The organism is Campylobacter sp. 2018MI10 (assembly GCF_018501175.1).
In the GTDB taxonomy this organism is placed as follows: Bacteria; Campylobacterota; Campylobacteria; order Campylobacterales; family Campylobacteraceae; genus Campylobacter_E.
Genome location: NZ_JAHCZD010000004.1, coordinates 52,069 through 71,758 on the forward strand (window position 1 = coordinate 52,069; position 19,690 = coordinate 71,758).

The following is a 19,690-nucleotide window of genomic DNA, read 5'->3' on the forward strand; positions in this document are numbered from 1 at the left end:
TACATAAAGCTTTAATCTATTTTATAATCAAGTAAATTTTTAAAAAATTGCTACTTATATGCAATATATCTACTTCTTAAAATATTTGATTTTAAATTCTTTAGCAAGATTATGAGTGATATGTAATAAGAAAAATTAAAATAGGAAATAAAAATATTTCCTATTTTGTAATCACACTGGAATTACTCTAATGTTTGGACTAAGATTTTCTTGAAGAATATTTTCAATAGCATATAATGTCCCAGTGCTTCCACTAGAACAGCCACTACATGCGCCTAGATATCTAATATATAAATCGCACATTCCATCGCTACTTTTTTGAATATCAATTACTTCTAAATCTCCACCATCCATATGTAGCATTGGGCGAATTTCAGTATCTAATAATTCTTCAACTGCTTTAATTTGTTTTACAACGGTTAAATCATCAAAATTATCACTTAAATTAGCTTTTTTCAAGCGTTCTTTATCCATTTCAGCTCTAGTTTCAGCCAATATATCAACCAAATAATACTCTCTTTTTTCATGACCACCAGGTCTTACACAAGATTTGCAAAAGCCACCTGCTTTAGTATATTGAGTAATTTGCTCAACTGATTTTAAATCATTTAATTTTATTACTTCTTTAATAGTTTTTAGGCTTACTCTAGCACATTCACAAACTATAATCTCATCTTCAAAATCTTCAGGGTTAATACCTTTATATTGAGCTGCTGCAGCTTTTATAACATCATACGCCATTACACTGCAGTGCATTTTTTGAGGTGGAACTGCAGGAGTATCAGGGTTATCACGCATTGCAAATTCCACATCTATATTTGTAATTTTTACAGCTTCATCAACACTTTTACCTATGCAAAGTCCTGCCATTGTATCACTACTAGCAATTGCAGTCCCACAGCCAAAGCTTTTAAATTTTGCGTCCTTAATAATATTAGTAGCTTCATCTACTAACCAATAAAGCCTAACAGCATCGCCACAACTTTCAGCTCCAAAATCAGCAACTATTAATCTTGTATTAGTAGCTTTTGCGTCTTCTTCTGTAAGCTCACCCATATGAATTGGATTATTCATTAAATCTTGAACTTTTTGTGAATATTCATCCCAAATTGAACCACTTATTAAATTATTTTTTGCCATTATTTATCCTTTTTAAGCCAGCTTGGAGAATAAGCGTAAGTGCTAGAAATTGCTCTTAAACGCTTAGCTGCTGCTTTAATTTGTTCTGCTGCGTAATCAATTTCACTTTCTGTATTAAAACGACTAAGGCTTAATCTTAAAGCCGTATGAGCTAAATCAGCTTCAGCTCCTATTGCTTCCATAATAGGATTACTCTCAAGAGTTTCAGAAGCACAAGCACTTCCTGTACTTGCTGCAATTCCAGCCTTATTTAAATCCCATAGCATCGCTTCACCTTCAACACCCTTAATACTTGCTAAAATAGTATTAGGAACTCTATTTGCCCTACTTCCTACTACACTAACATCAGGAATTGTTAAAATCTCATCTTCTAATTTATCTCTTAATCTTCTTATATGAGAGTTTTCGTAATCAAGCATTAAATTAGCAAGTCTTAACGCTTCTGCCATTCCAACTATTCCAGCTACATTTAATGTCCCACTTCTACGACCACCCATATGCTCTCCGCCGTGAAGTAATGAAGTAAGTTTTAAACCTTGTTTTATATAAAGACCACCAACGCCTTTTGGCCCGTGGAATTTGTGTGCTGAAAATGACGCAAAATCAACTCCTGCACTTCTAAAATCAACTTTTATTTTACCAACCGCTTGGGTTGCGTCAGTGTGAAATAAAGCTCCGTGCTCGTGTGCAACTTGAGCTAATTCTTTAATAGGGAAAATCATTCCTGTTTCATTATTTGCCCACATAACATTCACAAGTGCTGTTTTATCGCTTATCATTGCTTTTAAATCATCAACATTGCAAGTTCCTTCGCTATTTACAGGTAAAGTTTTAACCTTAACACCTAATCTAGCTTCTAAAAAAGCACAGGCTGCACCAACTGCTGGGTGTTCAACCCCACTTATAATGATTTCGTTTTTATCTTTATTTAAAATCTCATCAAAATAAATTCCTTTTAAAACCCAGTTTATGCTTTCAGTAGCACAAGATGTAATAATCACATCATCTAAATCACTCGCTCCTAATCCGCTATATAATTTATTTAAAGCATCATTTAATGCTTTATGAGTAGCTTGACCATAGCGATGAAGTGAATTTGGATTACCATATATATTTTCTAAATACGGCTTCATTAATTCAAAAACGCTTGGGTCTATCATAGTAGTAGCGTTATTGTCTAAATAAATTTCTTTCATAACCTTTCCTTTTCCTAAAGCTTTTTTATCCGTTTTTTAAAATGGGATAAAAATTATCTTTTATAAATAATATTCCAAATTATTAAATGAATTACTATTCTTCTATTCTTATTAAATTAATTTCATCTTTTACAAATTCTTGAACTTGTAATTCTTGCAATAATTTATTGATTTTTGCTTCATTTGCAAGATGAGTTGTAATAAAAATTGTCCTTGATTGATTTTTTGATGGGCGTTGCATTAGACTATCTATGCTAATTTCATTATTACTCATTAAACTTGTAATTTTGTTTAAAACACCTATCTTATCATCTACACTTAATCTTAAATAATATTTAGAAGTTATATCGCAAGTTGATACTAAAGATACCACTGGTAATTCATTATATCCTAGCATTTTACGAGTTTTATTATCAGCTATTTGCATTAAATCGCTTAAAACAGCACTAGCAGTCTCAAGACTTCCTGCACCTGCTCCATAATACAAACTCTCTCCTAAAGCATTATCATTAAGTAAAATAGCATTCATAGAATTATTTACACTAGCTAAGATATGATTTTTATCTATTAATGTTGGATGAACTCTAATTTCTACCTTATCATTATTTTGTTTTGCAATTGCTAAAAGCTTAATTCCAAATTCAAATTCTTTAGCAAAATAAAAATCATCATTGCTAATCTTATCAATTCCTTGAACCAAAATATCTTCAGGTTTTATATTAACTCCATAAGCAAGACTTGCTAAAATGGTTAGTTTATGTGCTGCGTCCATTCCGTTAATATCTAATGTAGGATCAGCCTCTGCATAGCCTAATTCTTGAGCTTGTTTTAAGGCTATTTCATAACTTAAGCCTTCATTTTGCATTTTTGTAAGAATGTAATTTGAAGTGCCATTTAATATACCTTTAATACAATTAAATTTATTAGCACTTAAACCTTCTTTGATAATTTTAATAATAGGCACACCGCCAGCAACACTTGCTTCATAGCCAAAATATTGATTAGGCTTTAGCATATTTTCAATATCATAACGATAATAAGCAAGTAAAGCTTTATTAGCTGTTATTACATGTTTTCCTTTTTCAAGAGCTTTTTTAATGCACTCATAAGCAAATGTAGTCCCACCCATTAATTCACAAACTACATCACAATCGCTATTTAAAATATCTTCAAAATTACTTGTTTGAGTATAAGGACAATTTGCCTTATGCTCTCTTGTATAAACTAAAGAAATTTCTAATTTTTTGCCTAGTCTTTTTTGAATTAATTCAGAATTTGTTTTGATTAATTTTGCTACACCACTAGCAACCGTTCCATACCCTAATAAAGCTATTTTCATTACATTCCCTTTATATTTAATCCTAATCTAATATTTTCTAGCGTAAACGCATCTCCTACTATCATATAAGCACACATTTTAGGAACTGCTACATTTAATTCTTTAAAATTATTTTCACTTTTATAAGTTGAAATAAGATTTAAATTCTTATCCAAAAATTCAATCTTTGGATACCAAATATTATTTAAATTTCTATCAATTACGAGCTTAGAAATATTATTCACTTTTATAAAATACGCATCAAGTGGTTTAGTAAGCTCTAATAAATCACCTTTATTTAATTCAAAATCAGCTTGTATATTTGCTCTGCTAAAATCAAGTTCATAACTAAATTCATTCTGATTTCTTCTAGCATCTATTATATATACCCCTGTCTTTTTTAAAGCTTCGTATAAAGCACCTGGATCTATACTAAATTTTGAATTAATCGTAAAAGCAACACTAATTTCATCATTATTTTTTACATATTCACTAACTAAATAATAATTAATTCCTATTTGCTCATAAGCTTTTGTAATAGCCTTTAAAAATATCCCTGCTTTTGCCTTTGCGCTAAATTTAATTTGCATATTTGTAGCGTTTGAATAAGCATAAGTTAATAAAGAATTCATTTTTAAAACTTGAGTAATTGCTTTAATATTTGGCATATTTCCTTGCATATAAGACCCACTAGGAAATAATAATCTAAGCTTTGCATCTTTGCTATCATCATTTACTAATTTTGAAGCTATTTCATAAGAAGAAGTAGCATAAGAAAAACTAGCTAATACAAATAAACATATTAATTTTTTCATTATTTTGCCTTATCTAATTTTGTATATTCTTTTTGACTTAAAAAAGTAACTTTTCCATCTTTAAATAAAATATATCTAGCATCATTTGTGCTAGGTAATTCTATCTTAGAACCATCTAACTCAAGAGTGAATAAGTTATTACCAACAAAAATTAAAGAGTCTTGAGTAAAACTAGCACTTTTTACTATCATATAATTTTTAGTTTCTTTTGTTTTTAAATTCTTAACACTAACCCAAACCTTAGAATTTGGACTTAATAATAATTTATTATCTTTTTTAATCTCTACTTTAGGCTCTATAATCTCTGCTTTTTCTTCTTTAATTTCATTAGATTTTACTTCTTGAACTTTAACTTCTTGAGTTTTAATCTCTTGTGGTTTTATTTCAGGAATAAGCTCTACTTGTGCTGGAATTTGAATTGTTTCTTCTTTTGTATTTATCTTACTCTCTTCTAAATTTTCAGGCTTTTTATCTTCTTTTACTTCTTCAAGCTTTTTCTCTACTAAAGGAGTAGCTGGTTTTATTTCTTCTTTTACTTCTTTAATAGGTTCTATTTGAGTTTTGGTTTGTGTAGAATTTTCTTGCTGATTTACTTGCAATTCTTCTATTGGTTTTTCTTGAGTTGTGGTATTTTCTACTACTTCTTGAGAATTTTCATCATAATAATTAAAATAATAAAAAACCCCAGCTATTACAATAATAGTAGCTAAACTAAGATATATAAAATAAGCTAAATTACTATTTGATTCCTTATCAGAGTTATAACCCATTACTTTAGGTTTTACTTTTAAAGAATTTTTTTTGTCCTTAAAATGATTGTTTTTATATTCATTATATTCATTTAACCATTCGCTAAAATCAATATTATATTCACGCTCTAAAATCTTTATATTCATTGCAATATTAACACTACTTAAATTCTCATAATCTTTATTAATTATCGCTTTAATTCTAGCTTCATCTAAGTGAGTTTTTAAAGCTATTTCTTTAACAGAAAAACTTTTTAAATAATCTACTTCATTCATTTATCATCCTATCGCCTAAAATAGCAAAAGCATTACTAACATTTAGGCTATCAAAATTATTTTTCATAGTAATTTTTACTTCTTCATTACAAGATTTAATAATCTTAGAACTAAGTCCATTACCTTCGCTACCCATAACTAAAACCGATTTTGTAGCATATTTTATTTTATTATGCTCTTTAGCGTTTTCTGAATTATTTGCAGCATAAAAGCTAAAACCAACTTGCTTAAATTCATTAACCAAGCTTAAAATATCCTTAGTAAATGCTAATTTTAATTCAAGTAAAGCACCAGCACTAGAACGCATAACTGCTTCTATATTAATATTATTTCCTGAATGAATAATCCCATCAAACCCTAAAGCATAAGCACTTCTAGCAATTGAACCTATATTTCCAACATCGCTTAATTCGTGCAATAAAACAATTTTTTCAAATTTTTTAAACTCATTTATATTTGCTAATTCGTATTCGCTAACTTTTGCTAAATAGCCTTGATGATTTCCACCCTTTGCCATTGCTTGAGCTTTAATAAAATCTAACTTATGGATTTTTTTGCCTAATTTTGTAATTTGTCTAAAGCTATCTTTATCTAAATCTTTTGCTAAATATATTTCTTCTATTTTTTCAGGATGTTTTGTAATATAGTGCATTAGCACTTGTTTGCCGTAAATTATCATTTTTCACTCTTTAATAAATTTTCATAATTTTGTTTTGGGCTAAGCCCATTTAATTTACTCAATAATTTCGCTTTATCTTTTAAACTTATATTAAGATTTAAAATATCTTGAGAATTTATATTAGAATTTGAAATAGAATTTTCATTATTTATAACCACTACCCATTCACCTTTTAAATTCTCATTTTTTAAAATATTTGCTAGATTTTTAGCAGTATCTTTATAGGTTTTTTCATACATTTTTGATATTTCTTTAATTAAAAATAATTCTTTATCTTCATCAATTTTTGCAATATCTAATACTAAATCCAAAATCCTTGTAGGAGCTTCATATATAATAGTTGGATAGCTTTGGTTTAGAGCATTTTCTATTTGAGCTTGACGATTTTTTTTGATATTTAAAAATCCTAAAAATATAAATTCCTTATCAGAAAACCCACTTGCAACAAGTGCAGTAATAGCAGCATTTGCACCAGGCAAAACACTATATTTTATATCATTTTCTTGAGCATATTTTACTAGTGAAATTCCAGGATCACTTATGCAAGGCATACCTGCATCACTCAAATAAGCTATATTTTTAGAAAAATCAATTTTAGAAAAATCAAAATCTTTTTCATTGTGTGAATGTAGTGATATGAAATTATTTATATTAAATTCTATATTATATTTACTACTTAATAAATTAAGTAAAGCCTTACAAACTCGCACATCTTCACAAAAAATTAACTCGCAAACTTGTAAGACTTCTAAAGCACGATATGAAATATCGCCTAGATTTCCTATTGGTGTAGGAACGAAATAAAGCATTATTGCATTGAATATTTTTTCTTAAACTTCTCAACTCTACCTGCAGCATCTACAATTTTTTCACTTCCTGTGAAAAATGGATGACAACTTGAGCATATATCTACTCTTAATTCTTCTTTATTTGATTTAGTTACAAAAGTATTTCCACAAGCACAAGTTACAGTGCATTTTTTATAATCTGGATGAATGTCTTTTTTCATAATATTTTCCTTTTTGGCATAAATAAAGCTGTGATTGTATCTTAAATTACATTAAATCTACATTAAAATTTTTGAACTTATGCTTATAATAGCCGTTTTTGCTTTTAAAATATTTGTAATTTTTAAACCTTGAGTTTTAAATAAATTCCTTTCTTTTTCACTAAAACCACCTTCAGGGCCAATTACATATAAACAATCTTTATTAAACTCGCATAAATCATTTTTATTAAAATCAATTAAAACAAAATCATTATAAAGTTTTTTAAGTTCGGCTAAATTATTTAAAATTGTGATTTTTAAAATATCAGCCCTAGCACATTGTGAGCTTGAATTATGCAAAATCTTTTCAAGTTTAGCTAGTTTTTTATCATCAAATTTATAAGATTTTTGAGAAAAATCTGTATAAACTAAAAATAATTCTTCTAATCCTAATTCATTTAAATAAGGTGCAATTTCAAAAATACTATCAATTTCTATCATAGCAAGTGCAATTTTTACACCACTTTTATTTGCTTTAAATTCACATTGTTCTAGCATTTTTAAAATGATTTTATTTCTTTGCATAAATATTATTTCATATTTGTATAAAAACCCATCTAATCTACTTATATTTACTATATTTCCTATTTGTTCTCGCCTAGCTTTAAAATGAGATACTAATTCACTATCTAAAACAATTTCTTCACTACCTGCTAAATCATTAAAATAATAAAACATTGTTAAATCCTGCAATTAAAATAGCAAATAATTTTATAAGCTCTAAAAATAAACTTAATTTTTTAAATTTTAAATATTCTTTGCTTTTTCTATATTTTTTAAATTTAATAAATTGAAATATAGAAATTCCTAAAATTAAAATAACAGCAAATAGCATTAAAAATCTAAAATCATTAAAGCCTTTCATAGCTTCAATAATAATGCCTGTAAAAAACACACAAACAATTATCGTATAATAAGCAGGCAAAAGCACTCTAATTCTAAAAATATATTTATGAATGTCCTTTAAATATTGTGAAAAAACAAAATATAAAAGTTCTAAAATTATTAAAATATATACAAAAAACAAATGCACACTTATAAAATCACTCATTAAAAACTCCGATTAAAATAATAAAGAATTTGTAACACCAGCAAATATGATTAAAAATATTTTTAATATCTCAAAAGCAATACTGAATAATTTAAAATTAAATTCTTTTTTCGCCTTTTTCATCTTATTAAATATGATAAATTGCCTAATGCTAAGATAAAAAATCAAAATCCAACTTAAAAATAAAAAAATCTTAAAATTAAAAAATGCCTTAGTAGCTTCAATAAACATACCACTTAATAACACCAAAACTAAGGCTATAATTTGTATTGGACTAATAATTGAAATTCTTGAAATAAATTTATTAATATCCTTACAACATTGAGAAATAAACAAATAAGAAAATTCTAAAGCTACCAAGCAATACACAAAAAACATATGAATGCCAATAATACTCATTAAACTTCCTTTGGATTTATAAAAATCTCATTATTTTTAATTTTTTCAAATAAATTTATATCACTAAAATCTTCTAAAATTGCCTTAGAAAAAGTTATTTCATTTAAATTAATTCTAGGCTCATCATTATAAAAAGCATCATCGTATTCACATTCAGCCCAGCCTGTTCTAGTCTCATTTAGTCTGATTTTATCTACTCTTACATTCTCATCATTATGCATTTTTGAATTTTGTAAAATCTTAGAAATTAATATAAAAAACACTATGCTAAGATTTTCTGCACTGATATTACAAGGTAGCTCAACCCACCTAGCTGAATGCTTTTTAATATCATTTACATACTCTAAATCATCGTATTTATAAACACAAGTGCTATGGTCAAACGCATCTATTATTTGCTTAATATTTCCCTTTAAAAGCCCGAAATCATAAACCATTCCCGCTTTATCAAGAGTATTTGCATATAAAATTAATTCTAATTTATAAGAATGTCCGTGAATGCTAGTTTTACATCTTTTTGAACTACAAAACCTAACTATATGAGCATTTTCAAACTCAAATAATTTACCTATTCTCATACACCCTCCAAATCATCATAAATTCTAATATGTATCCTATCTGTATAATTAAAACCATTTTTAATAGCAAATTCTAAAACGCTCTTAGCATTCGCTCTTAATTCATCATTCGTAGCACCTTTTGGCATTAGATAAAAATTAGCGTCTTTATAAGCATTTCTTAATTCAAATAATTCTTGATTATCTTCTAAATCCGCTTTATCTAAAACGACTTTAAAAAATGCTTGTTTTGATTGCTTTAAAATTGAATTAATTGCTTCATAATTTATTCTTTTTTCCTTTGGCATTTTACTATTTGCAAGTTTTACTCCCATTGCAAAATAACAATTTTTATAAAAATCGTATTCTTTTAAACAAATACTAGCATTAGTCTCAAACTGCACTAAATATTCATTTTTTACCAAATATTCTAAAAGCTCTATAAATTTAGGATTTTCTTGATGAATTAAAGGCTCTCCACCAGTAATTACTATCATAGGTTTATAGCTAAATGAGTTTAATTTATTGATTATATTTTCTAATTTAAATTCCTTATACTCATCACTAAATTCATTAGTATAAACAGCTCTTAAAGTATCGCAACCAATTAATGTTTTATTATTTTTGCTCTTAACAACTCCAAATCCATAGCAAGAGAAATTGCACCCCGCAAAACGGATAAAATAAGCAAGTCTTCCTGCAAATATCCCTTCGCCTTGAATACTTAAAAATTCTTCAACTAATTTCATCATCCACCCGTTTGTGAAAACGACCTAGCAGAGCTTTTATTATCTTCTTCGCTCCATTTATTTTTCTCAGGTTTGTTTTCTAAAACCGTATTTAAAATCTCTAAAGCCTTATTAATATCTTTATTTCTTAAAGCCTTTTTAATACTCATAGCTTCATCAAAATAAAGGCAAGGTATCAAAAATCCTTCTGCACTAAGTCTTAAACGATTGCAGCTATCACAAAAATCGTGCTTGTGTGGATTAATCACACCAAACACATAATCTAACTCATCAATTTTATATAAACTAGCAGGAGAATTTGGCTCTTTCTCAAGTGCATTTATGCTAAATCTTTGCTTGATTTTATCTAATATTTCAGCTTCTCTTAATCCACATAATTGTCCGTAAGCGTGTTCGTTTTCCATAAATTCAATAAATCTTATTTGAATATTTTTTTCTTTGCAAAACATAATCAAATCAATTAATTCATCTTCATTAATACCCTTTAAAGGAACGCAATTAATCTTTACTTTTAACCCTACTTTTAAGGCTTCTTCTATACCTTCTAAAACTTCTTTTAAAATATCTTTTTGAGAGATTAATTTTGCTCTTTGTGGCACTAAAGTATCAAGAGATACATTTATTCTTACAAGCCCTGCTGCTTTTAATTTTGCCGCTTGTTCTTTTAATAAAAATCCATTAGTTGTAAGTGCTAAATCCAAATCGCTCTTATAATCAATTAGCATTTTTATGAATTTATCCAAATCAGCTCTTACAAGTGGTTCTCCACCAGTTAAACGGATTTTATCTACACCATTATCCATACATAATTTTGCAAATAAAAATAATTCTTCATAGCTTAATAAATTTTCTTTAGGAACCCAATTAAAAGGAACTTTTGGCATACAATAAAGACAACGGAAATTACATCTTTGAGTAAGTGAAATTCTTAAATAATTTATCCTTCTTCCATACGAATCAATTAACATTTTTAGTCCTTATAAACTTTTTAAAATAATATTAATTGCTTGTGGGCTTTTGTTTAGAAGTAATGCTATTTCTTCTACGCTTTTACCATCTCCAAAAAGTTTTAAAATCTGCATTCTTTCAGCGTCTTCATTAGGACTTAGCCTAGTGATTGGCTCGTTTGCAAGTTCTAAATTTGCAATTCTACTATCTTGGTTTTTTGTAACTTCTTGAATACTTTCTTGAATAATACCTAAATCACTATTTAGCTCATTAATTCTTTCATCAATAATTGAATGTATTAAAAACTCACAATTTTGCATAATATTATCATTAAAATCATTTTGTTTAGCGTTATTTATCTCTGCTAGTTTTAATTTTTCTACATCTTTTTCAAGTCTATGAATAGATTTATAATTCTCATCAATAGCCTTTAAAACCCCATCTAATTTATCATTTAAATCTCTAAAACTAAGTCTTACATAAACAAATAATAAAACTATAAAAATTATAAATACAATATAAATTAATAAATCAATCCCCATTTTTTTCCTTTTTAATATTAATTAAATTCCTTTGAATATCAGCTACAAACAAATTAAGCCCTTCTGTATCATATCTTTTAATTTGAGTGATTTTAAAAGTATGCTCATCAATTGCACTAACAAAACAAGATATAGTTCTATCAACTAAAACAAGCCTTGCATAATATGTTTGATTAGGTTTTAAACTATCTTCAACACGAATATATTCATAATTTATTGAATTTGAATAAGTGCTATTATCTAATTTTATAAATTCATCTTTTTTAAGATTTTTAATTTCTAATAAATCTTTTTTAATATCACAAAGCATTTCAAAAAACAATTTATCTTCAGGATACATATCCATTTTACTAGCTCTGTGCCTATAATCTTGTAAAGATTTATGATAATTAATAGCATTATATTCTTGTAAAAATCTATCTTCTAATTCTTCACATTCTTGATAATCAATCCTAAATCTTGCTTCATACATAATCATTAGCCAACCTTTAAATCTATTATAAAAAATATCAAAAACACTATGCTAACAATAGCGTTTATATCAAAAAAAGCTCTTTCTATTTTTTCTGTATTTTTTCTCACTATAAAATGCTCTATTATTAATAAAATTCCTACAATTATCAATCCTAAAAATCCGTAAAATCCAGCATTTACACTAACTAAAAAAACAAACCAAAACAAAAATGCAATCAAATGAAAAATCGCAGCTATAAATAAAGTAGCCGTTTTACCAAAACAAGATGGTATAGAAAATAAATTATTTGCTTTATCAAATTCTAAATCTTGTAAAGCATACAAACAATCAAACCCAGCAGTCCAAAAACAAACCGCAAAACATAAAGCAATAGAATAAGCACTAATAGAATTTGTAAGCACAATTTCACCTGCTACACAAGCAAATCCTAAAGATAAGCCTAAAATAATATGAGCTAAATAAGAAAATCTCTTAAATAAAGAATAAGAACCAAGTAAAGCTAAGGCAAAAAAGCTAAGATAAAAGCAAGTAGTATTTATAAAATACGCTAAAAGCACGAAAATTACAGCATTTGCGATTATAAATAAAAGCAAATTCCCACGCCCTACTCTACCATCTACACTAGGACGATTTTTTGTCCTTTCGTTTAAAATATCAATATCAGCATCAAGCAATCTATTAAGTGCCATTGCGTAATTTCTAGCACAAACAGCACAAAAAATAGCTAAGATAAAATTAAGCCAAATTGATGATAGGCTTAATTCATATAATTTTATAGCACTAAGCATTGAAATAATTAAGAAAGGTAAAGCAAAAATACTATGCTTAAATACGATTAATTCTAAAATGTTTTTTAATTTATTCATAACTCTTCCGTTTTTAATCTAGTTTATAATATTTTAATTAAGATTTAAGGATAAAGATGAAAAAAATTGCTCTCATAGGAACAACTGCAAGTGGCAAAACAAACCTAGCTCATAAACTTGCTAAAGCTTCAAATTCTATAATTTTAAGCCTTGATAGTTTATGTCTTTATAAAGAATTAAATATTATAAATGCCAAGCCAGATAATCAAATGCTAGAAGAGATTAAATACTTTGGAATAAATCTAATTAGCGTAAATGAAAATTATAATGTAGGGCTTTATTTTGATGAATACAAAAAGGCTTTAGAATTTGCAAAAAATAATGAAAAAAATCTAATCATAACAGGTGGAAGTGGATTTTATCTAAAAGCAATGCTTGATGGATTAAGCCCTAAAATTAATGATATTAATCATAATTTAAGCCTTGATGAAATCTATAATCTAATGCTAAAAATTGATAAAAACTCAAACATATCAGCAAATGATACTTATAGGCTAAATAAATGGTATAGCATTTATAAAAGCACAAATGAAATTCCTAGCCTTTGGCTAAAAGCAAATACTCAAAAAGCACTTATTAAAGAGATTAAAATATACGATATTTTATGGGATAAAGATATTTTAAACGAAAGAATTAGGCTAAGGACTAAACAAATGCTTAGCTTAAATGCTTATGATGAAGTTATAAATTTATATAAGATTTATGGTGATACAAAAGCATTAAACTCTATTGGAGCTAAAGAAATAATTGATTGTTTTAATCAAAAAATATCTAAAGACGAATTAGAAGATTTAATCACAATTCACACAAGACAACTAGCAAAAAGACAAAGAACTTTTAATAAAAAATTTAATGCAAAAGTTTTTAATATAAAAAGCGAAGAAGATTTGCAAAACGCATATGAAAGTATTTTAAGCTCACTTTAATAAAAATATTTTTAATCCAAATTCTAAAAAAGAATTTGAATTAAAATAAAAATTATTTAAACCAAGATTTAATAGTATCAAATATCCCGTGTTGTTGCTCTTTAGCATCATTTTTGATACCAAAACTCTCATTTAATTTTTCTAATAATTCTTTTTGTTCTGCATTTATATGTTTTGGATACATAATACTAAGTTGGACAAATTGATCCCCTGTTCTTCTTGTATGATGGTTTTTAACACCTTCGCCACTAATTTTTACAAGTTGTTTATCGCTTAAGCCAAATGGAATTTGAATACTAGCTTCTCCTCTAATAGTAGGCACAATGATGGTAGAACCTAAAGCTGCTTGGGTAAATAAGATTGGAACATCTATATAAATATCATCACCTTTTCTAACAAACCTATCATCTCTTGCTACACGAAGTTTTATATACAAATCAGAACGCTCATTAGAATTAATCTCATTTCCTTTATTAGAACATTTTAAAGTTACTCCGTTATCAACTCCTTCAGGAATAGTTACTTCTAATTCTTCTTTTTTATTTTCTTTTCCACTACCTTGACAAGATGAACATTTATCTTTTACTACTTTACCTTTACCGCCACACACATCACAAGTGCTAACCATTTGGAAAAAGCCTTTTCTAATAGCTATTTTGCCCTTGCCATTACATCTTGAGCAAGTAGTTGTAGTTTTACTTGCCGAGCCTGTTCCATCACACTTAATACAATTTGCTTTATAAGAATAATTAACTTTCTTTTTACAACCAAAAATAGCTTCTTTAAAACCTAATTCAAGAGTAATAAATAAATCTTCATCAATTTCTTCATCATCACTATCGCCAAAGCCACCAAAAATATCACTAAAAATATCACTAAAATTTGAAAATCCTTCAAATCCAAAGCCACCAGCACCTGAACCACCATTAAGACCAGCTTCGCCGTATCTATCATATCTAGCTCTTTTAGTGTCATCACTTAAGGTTTCATAAGCTACATTGATTTCTTTAAACTTTTCTTCAGCATCTTTATCGCCTTGATTTCTATCAGGATGATATTTCAATGCCAATTTTCTATAAGCTTTTTTAATTTCTTCAGAACTAGCATTTTTACTAACTCCTAGAATTTCATAAAAGTCACGCATCTTTTTCCTTTTGCAATTTATCATTTATAAATTAATTATTGTTAGAATGGAAAGACTTTAATAAATAAAGGTGAAAAAATGATTAATGTAATTATGATTGAAGACGAAGTGGAATTCGCTGAGTTGATTACAGAGTTTTTAGCAAGGTTTAACATAAAAGTTACAAATTACAGCACTCCTGCTGAAGGTTTAACTGCTAACTTTAGTAATTATGATTGTCTAATTTTAGACTTAACTCTACCTGGAATGGATGGATTAGAAGTATGCAAGGAAATTCGCAAGAAATATGATATTCCTATTATCATTTCAAGTGCTAGAGGGGATACAAGTGATAAGGTTTTAGGACTTGGATTAGGGGCTGATGATTATTTACCAAAACCTTATGAGCCAACTGAATTGCAAGCAAGGGTATCATCACTTGTTAGAAGATACAAAAAAAGCTTACTACCACCTGAAGAAGAAGTAAGCACATTATTCAAAGTTGAGCATGAAAAACATGAAATTTACTATGATAAAAAACCACTAAGCTTAACACCGGCTGAATATGATATATTAAGTTATCTAGTGAAAAGACATAGCTATTCAGTATCAAGAGATGAGCTAGCTAATAGCTGTAGGTCATTAAGAGAAAAAGATAGCAAAAGCTTAGATGTAATTATAGGAAGATTAAGAAGTAAGATAGGCGATAGTTCAAAAGACCCTAAACATATATTCTCTGTTCGTGGTATTGGTTATAAGCTTCTTGGCTAATGCTGTTACACTCTATTCTTAGTAAGCTAATAGCAGTTTTTGCTATTAGCATTATACTTACTATTACAGCTATTATACAAATAACTCAATACTCCAATAAGGCTTTAAGAGCTGAAAGTATAAGTAGGCTTTATTTTGCAATATTAGCTATTAATAAATTGTATGCTAGTGGTGCTGGTGTAGAAATTGATAAATACTTACAAGATATTGATTTTCAAGAAATTACAGATAAGCGTTTTATGCGTGAGCTTTGCACAAGCAATGATAAGCCAATAGACCATAAAACTAATTTTGGACTAATTCAAGGAATTGTTTATAAAGACAAATATTATTTAAAACTCATAAATCAAAAAAATAATTCATTAAAAGTTTATGAAAACACCCACAATAATAATATAAATGATGGTTTAATTAAATTATTAATATCATTAATTATTATGATGTTTTTTGCTTCTTTAATATATTGTTATAATTTAATTCAACCATTAAAAGGTCTTACAAGACATATTAGAGATTTATCAAACGGAAAAAATAGCAATTTTTCTTATTATAAAAATGATGAAATAGGATTATTAACTAAAGAATTTAATAAAGCTACTAAAAAAAATAATGAATTGGTATTGGCAAGAAGATTTTTTTTAAGAGCAATTATGCACGAGTTAAAAACACCTATTGCTAAAGGAATGTTTGCAGCAACTATGCCAGAAAGTGAAAAAAATAAAAAAATCTTAATAAGTGTATTTAAAGGTATGAATGCTTTAGTAAATGAATTTAAGCAAGTAGAAGAAATATTATCTAAAAACCATGAAGTAGTCTTAAAAGAATATTCGTATTCATATTTATTAGAGCAATCAATCAGTGCTTTATATTTAGATAATTTACAAATTATTGATGTAAAAATGAACGAAGATAGAACAATAATAGTAGATGGAGCTTTATTTATAATATTAATTAAAAATCTATTAGATAATGCTATTAAATACTCAAGCAACCATAAGTGTATAATTGAATTTCAAAAAGACTATATTAATGTAAAAAACATAGGAGAAGAAAAAGACTTTAATACAGAAGAGTATTTTAAACCATTTGCAAGGGGTAATGCAGAGCAAAGTGGATTTGGATTAGGACTTTATTTAATAAAATATATTTGTGATACTCAAGGATTTGAGCTTAAATATTTTTACGATGATGGCTATCATAACTTTAGGATTATATTGTGATACATTTTGATAATTTATGCAAAAGCATAGGAAAAATTCAAGGAATTGGCAAAAAAACTTCTTTAAAAATGGCTTATTATTTGTGTTATGAAAATAAAAATTTATTAGAAGAACTAATGAATTCTTTAGAAAATGCTAAAAAAAATATAAAAGAATGTTCTATTTGTGGTTGCTTAAGTGAAAATGAACTTTGTGATTATTGCATAAATGATGAATTAGATAATACAATTTGCTTAGTAGAAAGCCCAAAAGATGTATTTTTTATAGATGAATGTAAAGTATATGAAGGTAGATATTTTATACTTTCAAAAACCAATGAATACTATTTAAAAAAATTAGAAAAAATGATTTGCAAATACAATACAATAGAACTGGTTTTAGCCTACACACCAAGCGTTAGCACGGATACGATGTGCTTTTATTTAGAAGATTATTTTAAACACTACAATGTAAAAGTAAGCAAAATCGCTCAAGGCGTTCCAAATGGTATTAAAATTCAAGATATTGATATTCACTCTTTAAGTAGTGCAATTTTAAATAGGGTAAGTATTGATGGGTAAAAAAACTATTATATTATTTTCATTATTAGCCTGTATTAGCGTAATATTAAATAGCATAGATGTTTATATTACACTTGATAAAAACTATCAACTAAAAGACAATGAAGGCACTAAAAATATCATCGCAAAACAAGCAAAAGCAATAGTAGATAAAATAGATAATTATGCAAAAAATCTTCCAAATTCTTTAAATTATAAAGAAAAAATTAATCTAATCAAAAAAGAAATTAATACGATTAATTTTGATAATTATCAAGAAAAAGCCTATGCTTTTAATGAGTTAGGATTTTATATAGCTCATTATTCTAAGGACTATGAGCATCAAAATATTTTTTTAGAAAAAGACACAAATAATAAATTTTATATAAAAGAACTATTAGCAAAAATAAAAGATGAAGGATATACGAAAGCTAATATTTTTTGGACTAACTACTCAATAAGACATATAATAACTTATATCAAAAAAGATAAAAATTTAAATGTATATTATGGTTGCACTATTGATTTAGATAAAATTAAAAACTTTAAAAAAATAAAGGCAAGTTATAACGATAAAGAAAAAATACTAATTATTTTTAGCACATTATTTATTATTTTTACAATCATATGTTTTACTCTTATACAATATAAAAAAACAAGGAAAAAACAATGAAATTTATTATAAATATTTTAATATTTTGCGTATTAGCAATTGCAAATCCACTACCACCAAATGAAGCATTTAAATTCCAACTTGAAAATAACTCTCAAGCAAATTTTATAAAACTTAATCTAAATCCTGATATTTACTTATATAAAAACGAAATAAAAGTCTTATTAAACAACGAAAATATCACAAATAAATTTGACTTAAGCAATGTGGTATTAAAGGATAATGTTGAAGTCTTTTACAATACTTTAGAATTTGATTTCCCAAATTTTACATTAAAAAATAATGACAATATTAAAATTTTTTATTTAGGTTGTTCTACCGAAGGATTATGCTATCAACCACTTGTAGCGTCTTTTAATTATCAAAATGATAAATTGGTTTTAGAATACGATAACAAAGAAGCTTTAAAACTAAAAAAAGAAAAACAATCTACACAAAATGAATATGAAAGCAAACTTTTAAATTCTTCATTTTTAATAAGTATTTTAACTTTTTTTGTATCAGGAATATTATTATCTTTAACACCTTGCACCCTACCAATGATACCTATAATATCTAGTATTTTGGCAAAAAGTAGTGGTAAAAATCCAATAATTTCAAGCATTATTTATGTATTAGGAATGGCTATTAGCTATACAATAGCAGGAATAATAGCAGCTTTAGTAGGAAGTGGAGTTCAAGTATTTTTTCAAAATCCAATTGTAATCATTCTATTTTCTTTAATTTTTGTAATTTTATCATTATCAATGTTTGGCTTATTTGAACTAAAAATGCCTAACTTTATTGTAAATAGCGTAAATAAAAAAAGCTCAAAATATAGTGGAATTATCGGAGTATTTTTAATGGGGGTCTTAAGTGCTTTAATAGTAGGACCTTGTGTAGCTGCACCACTTGCTGGAATTTTAATTTATGTAGCAAATAGCAATGATGTATTGCTTGGAGCTTTTTCATTATTTTTTATGAGTATAGGTATGGGAATTCCACTAATAGCAATTGGTTTTGGTTTTAAATTTATAACTGGTTCTTGGATGCAATATGTTAATAAATTTTTTGGATTTATTTTATTAGGAATAGCAATATTTTTCTTAGAAAGAATAATAAATGAGAATATTACAAATATTTTATATGCCTTACTTGGTATTAGTTTTGTAGTATTTTTTGGCTTATTTGAAAATACTAAAAATAAATTCTTTTTATTTTTTAAAATTATTTTAGTTTTAATATTAGCTTATAGTTTTATATTATTAAACAAAACTTTTAATCCAAGTAATAATATTTCTCAACAGAATTTAGAATTCACACAAGCAAAAGAAAAATTAAATCTAAGTTCAAAAAATATTGTGTATTTTACAGCTAGCTGGTGTGAGAACTGTAAAGTTATGCAAAATACTACTTTTAAAGATAAAGAAGTTATAAATGAGTTGAAAAATTACAATTTAATCAAAATAGATTTAACTAACCCAAACCAATTTGAACAAGAAATGGCAGAGACTTATAAGGTTTTTGGACCACCAGTTTTACTTGTTTTAAACGATAAAGGCGAAGTGCTAAAACAAATAATAGGATTAGTTGATGCAAAAACTTTATTAAAAGAACTTAATTTTTAAAGCTTAAATTAATTTATTTTTGT

Annotated in this window: 24 protein-coding genes; 6 read left to right on the forward strand and 18 right to left on the reverse strand. The window is 26.8% G+C overall.

Features of this window, described 5'->3' with window-relative positions; translation table 11 throughout:
• Positions 1-171: 171 nt before the first annotated feature.
• From KJR01_RS02885 to KJR01_RS02965, 17 genes are all read right to left on the reverse strand, one after another.
• On the reverse strand, positions 172-1,140 hold the full coding sequence (locus tag KJR01_RS02885) for an iron-sulfur cluster assembly scaffold protein (RefSeq protein WP_214116889.1): 969 nt from the start codon (positions 1,138-1,140) through the stop codon (positions 172-174).
• Positions 1,140-2,336 (reverse strand): NifS family cysteine desulfurase, encoded by a 1,197-nt coding sequence (locus tag KJR01_RS02890; RefSeq protein WP_214116891.1) that lies wholly within the window; start codon positions 2,334-2,336, stop codon positions 1,140-1,142. The genes KJR01_RS02885 and KJR01_RS02890 overlap by 1 nt, the downstream gene beginning before the upstream one ends.
• A gap of 94 nt (positions 2,337-2,430) precedes the next feature.
• Positions 2,431-3,675 carry a homoserine dehydrogenase gene (locus tag KJR01_RS02895; protein ID WP_214116893.1) on the reverse strand — a complete coding sequence of 415 codons (1,245 nt, stop codon included), beginning with the start codon at positions 3,673-3,675 and terminating at the stop codon, positions 2,431-2,433.
• On the reverse strand, positions 3,675-4,469 hold the full coding sequence (locus KJR01_RS02900) for a hypothetical protein (RefSeq protein ID WP_214116895.1): 795 nt from the start codon (positions 4,467-4,469) through the stop codon (positions 3,675-3,677). Before KJR01_RS02900 ends, KJR01_RS02895 begins: the two co-directional genes overlap by 1 nt.
• Positions 4,469-5,494, reverse strand: a complete 1,026-nt coding sequence (locus KJR01_RS02905; RefSeq protein ID WP_214116897.1) for an MICOS complex subunit MIC60 — start codon at positions 5,492-5,494, stop codon at positions 4,469-4,471. Before KJR01_RS02905 ends, KJR01_RS02900 begins: the two co-directional genes overlap by 1 nt.
• Entirely contained in the window at positions 5,487-6,173 is a 687-nt protein-coding gene (locus tag KJR01_RS02910; RefSeq protein WP_214116899.1) for a TrmH family RNA methyltransferase, read from the reverse strand. The genes KJR01_RS02905 and KJR01_RS02910 overlap by 8 nt, the downstream gene beginning before the upstream one ends.
• Complete coding sequence (rsmI, locus tag KJR01_RS02915) at positions 6,170-6,982, reverse strand: 16S rRNA (cytidine(1402)-2'-O)-methyltransferase (RefSeq protein WP_214116901.1); 813 nt, start codon at positions 6,980-6,982, stop codon at positions 6,170-6,172. The genes KJR01_RS02910 and rsmI overlap by 4 nt, the downstream gene beginning before the upstream one ends.
• Positions 6,982-7,182 carry a 50S ribosomal protein L31 gene (gene rpmE, locus KJR01_RS02920; RefSeq protein ID WP_214116903.1) on the reverse strand — a complete coding sequence of 67 codons (201 nt, stop codon included), beginning with the start codon at positions 7,180-7,182 and terminating at the stop codon, positions 6,982-6,984. Before rpmE ends, rsmI begins: the two co-directional genes overlap by 1 nt.
• 57 nt (positions 7,183-7,239) lie before the next feature.
• Positions 7,240-7,899 (reverse strand): 16S rRNA (uracil(1498)-N(3))-methyltransferase, encoded by a 660-nt coding sequence (locus KJR01_RS02925; protein ID WP_214116905.1) that lies wholly within the window; start codon positions 7,897-7,899, stop codon positions 7,240-7,242.
• Positions 7,883-8,272, reverse strand: a complete 390-nt coding sequence (locus tag KJR01_RS02930) for a hypothetical protein (protein ID WP_214116907.1) — start codon at positions 8,270-8,272, stop codon at positions 7,883-7,885. The genes KJR01_RS02925 and KJR01_RS02930 overlap by 17 nt, the downstream gene beginning before the upstream one ends.
• Before the next feature lie 12 nt (positions 8,273-8,284).
• Entirely contained in the window at positions 8,285-8,671 is a 387-nt protein-coding gene (locus KJR01_RS02935) for a hypothetical protein (protein WP_214116910.1), read from the reverse strand.
• Entirely contained in the window at positions 8,671-9,249 is a 579-nt protein-coding gene (locus KJR01_RS02940; RefSeq protein WP_214116911.1) for a 6-pyruvoyl trahydropterin synthase family protein, read from the reverse strand. Before KJR01_RS02940 ends, KJR01_RS02935 begins: the two co-directional genes overlap by 1 nt.
• Complete coding sequence (locus KJR01_RS02945; protein ID WP_214116914.1) at positions 9,246-9,977, reverse strand: 7-carboxy-7-deazaguanine synthase QueE; 732 nt, start codon at positions 9,975-9,977, stop codon at positions 9,246-9,248. Before KJR01_RS02945 ends, KJR01_RS02940 begins: the two co-directional genes overlap by 4 nt.
• Positions 9,977-10,945 (reverse strand): GTP 3',8-cyclase MoaA, encoded by a 969-nt coding sequence (gene moaA, locus KJR01_RS02950; RefSeq protein WP_214116917.1) that lies wholly within the window; start codon positions 10,943-10,945, stop codon positions 9,977-9,979. Before moaA ends, KJR01_RS02945 begins: the two co-directional genes overlap by 1 nt.
• A gap of 9 nt (positions 10,946-10,954) precedes the next feature.
• Positions 10,955-11,467, reverse strand: a complete 513-nt coding sequence (locus KJR01_RS02955; protein WP_214116919.1) for a helix-turn-helix domain-containing protein — start codon at positions 11,465-11,467, stop codon at positions 10,955-10,957.
• Positions 11,457-11,945, reverse strand: a complete 489-nt coding sequence (locus KJR01_RS02960) for a hypothetical protein (RefSeq protein ID WP_214116920.1) — start codon at positions 11,943-11,945, stop codon at positions 11,457-11,459. Before KJR01_RS02960 ends, KJR01_RS02955 begins: the two co-directional genes overlap by 11 nt.
• The gene (locus KJR01_RS02965; protein ID WP_214116922.1) at positions 11,945-12,808 is read right to left on the reverse strand and encodes a UbiA-like polyprenyltransferase; all 864 of its coding nucleotides are present in this window, start codon (positions 12,806-12,808) and stop codon (positions 11,945-11,947) included. The genes KJR01_RS02960 and KJR01_RS02965 overlap by 1 nt, the downstream gene beginning before the upstream one ends.
• A 56-nt stretch (positions 12,809-12,864) precedes the next feature.
• On the opposite strand from KJR01_RS02965, the gene miaA reads away from it, so the two are divergent.
• Positions 12,865-13,734, forward strand: a complete 870-nt coding sequence (miaA, locus tag KJR01_RS02970) for a tRNA (adenosine(37)-N6)-dimethylallyltransferase MiaA (RefSeq protein ID WP_214116924.1) — start codon at positions 12,865-12,867, stop codon at positions 13,732-13,734.
• Between the two features lie 52 nt (positions 13,735-13,786).
• Here miaA and dnaJ read toward each other — a convergent pair whose 3' ends face one another.
• Positions 13,787-14,878, reverse strand: a complete 1,092-nt coding sequence (dnaJ, locus tag KJR01_RS02975) for a molecular chaperone DnaJ (protein WP_214116926.1) — start codon at positions 14,876-14,878, stop codon at positions 13,787-13,789.
• A gap of 78 nt (positions 14,879-14,956) precedes the next feature.
• Here dnaJ and KJR01_RS02980 point away from each other — a divergent pair, with 78 nt between their 5' ends.
• From KJR01_RS02980 to dsbD, 5 genes are read left to right on the forward strand one after another with little or no spacing between them, the layout of a single operon-like run.
• Entirely contained in the window at positions 14,957-15,628 is a 672-nt protein-coding gene (locus tag KJR01_RS02980; RefSeq protein ID WP_214116928.1) for a response regulator transcription factor, read from the forward strand.
• On the forward strand, positions 15,628-16,848 hold the full coding sequence (locus tag KJR01_RS02985; protein ID WP_214116929.1) for an ArsS family sensor histidine kinase: 1,221 nt from the start codon (positions 15,628-15,630) through the stop codon (positions 16,846-16,848). The genes KJR01_RS02980 and KJR01_RS02985 overlap by 1 nt, the downstream gene beginning before the upstream one ends.
• Positions 16,845-17,408 (forward strand): recombination protein RecR, encoded by a 564-nt coding sequence (locus KJR01_RS02990; protein WP_214116931.1) that lies wholly within the window; start codon positions 16,845-16,847, stop codon positions 17,406-17,408. Before KJR01_RS02985 ends, KJR01_RS02990 begins: the two co-directional genes overlap by 4 nt.
• Positions 17,398-18,060, forward strand: a complete 663-nt coding sequence (locus KJR01_RS02995) for a hypothetical protein (protein WP_214116933.1) — start codon at positions 17,398-17,400, stop codon at positions 18,058-18,060. Before KJR01_RS02990 ends, KJR01_RS02995 begins: the two co-directional genes overlap by 11 nt.
• On the forward strand, positions 18,057-19,667 hold the full coding sequence (gene dsbD / locus KJR01_RS03000) for a protein-disulfide reductase DsbD (protein WP_214116935.1): 1,611 nt from the start codon (positions 18,057-18,059) through the stop codon (positions 19,665-19,667). The genes KJR01_RS02995 and dsbD overlap by 4 nt, the downstream gene beginning before the upstream one ends.
• Positions 19,668-19,690 lie beyond the last annotated feature (23 nt).